General features: G+C 71.8%; 2 protein-coding genes and 1 pseudogene. All 3 read left to right on the forward strand.

Annotation, left to right across the window (positions count from 1 at the left end; translation table 11 throughout):
- A pseudogene (locus M0638_RS27990) lies at window positions 1-298 on the forward strand (hypothetical protein); the annotation flags it as partial.
- On the forward strand, window positions 295-642 hold the full coding sequence (tnpB, locus tag M0638_RS27995; RefSeq protein ID WP_248670240.1) for an IS66 family insertion sequence element accessory protein TnpB: 348 nt from the start codon (window positions 295-297) through the stop codon (window positions 640-642). The pseudogene M0638_RS27990 and the gene tnpB, both read left to right, overlap by 4 nt.
- 60 nt (window positions 643-702) lie before the next feature.
- Entirely contained in the window at window positions 703-2,298 is a 1,596-nt protein-coding gene (gene tnpC / locus M0638_RS28000) for an IS66 family transposase (protein ID WP_248670241.1), read from the forward strand.
- Window positions 2,299-2,330: the final 32 nt, after the last annotated feature.

Genomic DNA, 2,330 nt, shown 5'->3' on the forward strand with positions numbered 1-2,330 from the left:
CGCGCGACGGTACGACGTCAGCCGAGGTCTGCTCTGGCAGTGGCGGGACGCCCAGCGGCGGGGGCGGCTCACGGCGGAAAGTGCGACCTTCGTCCCGGTCCGCTTGGTTCCCGAGCTTGCGGCGCTCGAGCCCGTGGAGGGCGTTGCAGACCTGCCCGCCGTGCCCTGTCCGGTCCAGGGTCCGGCCGAGGGCAGCCGCTCCGTCGAGATCGCCCTGCCGGATGGCACGGTCCTGCGCGTGGCCGAGGATATCGGCCTGGCCGCCCTGCGCCGCCTGTTGTCGGCACTCCGCGGGTGATCCCTATCTCCTCGGGCGTGCGGGTGTGGCTGGCGGTGGGCCACACCGACATGCGCCGCGGCATGAACGGCCTGGCGCTGCAGGTGCAGGAGGCGCTCGGGCGCGACCCGCACGCCGGCGACCTCTACGTGTTCCGCGGCAGGCGCGGCGATCTGGTCAAGATCCTCTGGCACGACGGGCTCGGCATGTCGCTCTATGCCAAACGGCTGGAACGGGGGCGCTTTCTATGGCCCGCGACCACCAGCGGTACCGTGTCCATCTCGTCGGCGCAGCTGGCCTACATGCTGGACGGGATCGACTGGCGGAACCCGCAGCACACCTACCGGCCGCAGGTCGCGGGCTGATCTCTCCCGCTGCGGGCGAATGTGCTGGCGATGGGTTCCAGCGTCTGATTCACTTCCGGCATGACGATCCCGCCGGATCCCTCCGACGACGTCGAGGCGCTCCGCGCGGCGCTGGCCGCGGAGCGTGAGGCCCGCCTCGCGGCCGAGGCGCGGGCGCTCGGGGCTGAGGCTCGCGCGACCGGCGCGGAGGCGATGATCGCTCACCTCAAGCTCGTCATTGCCAAGCTGCGGCACGACCGGTTCGGTGCCTCCTCCGAGCGCGGCCGCAAGCTCCTCGATCAGCTGGAACTTGAGCTCGGCGAGCTCGTCGCCACGGTGGCCGAGGACGCGACCCGGGCCGAGTGCCAGGGCGGCGATCACCCCGGGGCACCATCGTCCCGCAAGCCGGTCCGGGGTCCTTTGCCCGCCCACCTGCCGCGCGAGCGCGTGGTGATCTCGGCGCCTACCGCCTGCCCCTGTTGCGGGGGCAAGCTGTCCAAGCTGGGCGAGGACGTGACCGAGACCCTGGAGGTGGTTCCCCGGTCGTGGAAGGTCATCCAGACCGTGCGGGAGCGGTTCAGCTGCCGCGCCTGCGAGACCATCACCCAGCCGCCCGCGCCGTTCCACCCCATCGCCCGCGGGCGCGCCGGGCCGAACCTGCTGGCCATGGTCCTGGAGGCCAAGTTCGGCCAGCACCTGCCGCTGAACCGCCAGAGCGAGACCTACGGCCGCGAGGGGGTGGAACTGAGCGTCTCCACCCTGGCCGACTGGGTCGGCACCGCGGCGGCCGTGCTCTCGCCGCTCCAAGCCCTCATCAGGGCCCACGTCCTCGCTGCTGAGCGCCTGCACGGGGACGACACCACCGTACCCCTGCTGGCCCGCGGCAAGACGATCACGGCCCGCCTCTGGACCTACGTGCGGGACGACCGGCCGTTCGGCGGACCTGATCCGCCTGCTGCCCTGTTCCAGTTCTCCCGCGACCGCACGGCCGAGCACCCCGGGCGTCACCTGACCGCCTACGCGGGCATCCTGCAGGCGGACGCCTATGCCGGGTTCGGCGAGCTCTACCGACCCGACCGCAAGCCAGGACCGATCACCGAGGCGGCGTGCTGGGCGCATTTCCGCCGGAAAGCCTTCGAGCTAGCCAAGGTTGCCCGCGCGCCACTCGCGGCCGAGGCGGTGCGCCGCATCGACCGGGTGTTCGAGGCTGAGCGGGAGGTGAACGGACGCCCGGCATCGGACCGCTCGCAGCACCGGCGGACCGTCGTGGCCCCGCTTGTCGCCGACCTCCACGCCTGGATGCTGGAAACCAGGACCAGGCTGTCGCGCCACAACGACGTCGCCAAGGCGCTGGATTACGCCCTCACGCGCTGGATGGCATTCACCCGGTTCCTCGGCGATGGCCGGATCTGCCTCAGCAACAACGCCGCCGAACGCGCCCTCCGCGGCGTCGCCCTGGGACGGAAAGCCTGGTTGTTCGCAGGCTCCGACCGCGGAGGCGAGCGAGCCGCGGTGATGCTCTCCCTCATCACCACCGCCAAGCTGAACGACGTCGATCCCAGAGCATGGCTCGCCGACGTGCTCGCCCGCATCGCCGATCACCCCGCCTCCAGGCTCGATCAGCTCCTGCCGTGGAACTGGACGCCCAACGCCACAGCGCTGCCGGCCGCCGCCTGATCGTCAACCGCGGCCCTCACCGGACGGGTACG

The sequence above is a fragment of the Roseomonas acroporae genome, assembly GCF_023223525.1.
Taxonomy (GTDB): Bacteria; Pseudomonadota; Alphaproteobacteria; order Acetobacterales; family Acetobacteraceae; genus Roseomonas_E; species Roseomonas_E acroporae.